The organism is Streptomyces sp. NPDC001617 (assembly GCF_053596855.1).
Genome location: NZ_JBSFHA010000219.1, coordinates 1 through 1,119, shown reverse-complemented (window position 1 = coordinate 1,119; position 1,119 = coordinate 1). Strand labels below are relative to the sequence as shown.

1 protein-coding gene and 1 pseudogene are annotated in these 1,119 nt (G+C 68.9%); one reads left to right on the top strand and one right to left on the bottom strand.

Going from position 1 to position 1,119, the window contains the following annotated elements; genetic code table 11:
- The coding region (locus tag ACWC09_RS52690) for an aminotransferase class I/II-fold pyridoxal phosphate-dependent enzyme (RefSeq protein WP_450859446.1) at positions 1-325 on the bottom strand (325 nt) is incomplete at its 3' end.
- 499 nt (positions 326-824) lie between these two features.
- On the opposite strand from ACWC09_RS52690, the pseudogene ACWC09_RS52685 reads away from it, so the two are divergent.
- Positions 825-1,019: pseudogene (locus ACWC09_RS52685) on the top strand (transposase); the annotation flags it as partial.
- Between the last annotated feature and the right edge of the window lie 100 nt (positions 1,020-1,119).

Here is a 1,119-nt window from a genome sequence, read left to right as displayed (position 1 = left end):
CCTCGAAGGAACGCCAGCCGAAGACGACCTCGTCGCCGGGGCCGACGACCGTGTGCAGCAGCTGTCCGCAGACCTCGGAGGAGCCGGCGCCCACCGCGATCCGTTCCGGATCGACCCCGTGGCGCGCCGCCAGGGCCTGGACGAGGTCGGAGGCGTTCAGATCGGGATACCGCGACACGCCGCCCGCCGCCTCCGCGAGGGTTGCGGCCACCCCGGGCAGCAGCCCGAAGGGCGATTCGTTGCTGGCGAGAACGATGGCCCCGGGCAGTTTGCGGCCCGGGACGTAGGCGGGCAGTTGAGACAGGGACGCACGGACACGCACCATGCTGGACTCGCTTCTGCAGCGCTGAGGCCCGAGGTCATGCCGTCGGGCACTTGACAGGCAAAGCGTGATGAGCGGACGACAAGCGCTCAACTGTTTAGCGAATTCCGCGACGGATCGCCGGAAGCGGCTCACCGACCGGCAAACCGTCTCGTACAGCCCGCTTCGGAGCCATCGGCACGAGACGGACGGCGGCGCCATGCTCCGGGCGCCGGGCCGGTTCCCGGTCACGACAGTCCAGGTCTTCGGCGGCGCGGGCTACACCCGGGTCCTGCGGCCCGGGTTCGAGCAGCCCGAGCGTATGCAGCGGTTCCAGGCGATGGAGACAGTCCGCGATGTCCACACCAGTGGCGCGGGACAGCAGCCTGAGGTCGACGTCGCGGCCGATGAGCGCGGCCACCCGCAGCAGGTCGCGGGCGCGGTCGTCGAGCCCGGCCATCCGGTCGCGGACGACGTCATGGACGGTGGCGGGGACCCCGGCCGATGCGGACGTGTTGCCGTCGTCATCGCCGAGCGAGGCGAGCCACACGGCTCTGGCCTGGGCACCTTCCGGTGCGTCGTCGAGAGAACGATCGCCTGGCTGCACGGCTTCCGCCGCCTGCGCATCCGCTGGGAGCGGCGTGACGACATTCACGAAGCATTCCTCGGCCTCGCCACCTGCCTCATCACCCACCGACACGTCCAGCGCCTTTGTTAGGACCTCTAAGAAGCCGTATCTCAACCGAACATCATCGCTTGATTTCCGCTGGTCTGGCATGGTCTAGCTCGGAATGAGGGAGGCATGCGGCGTCTTGTTT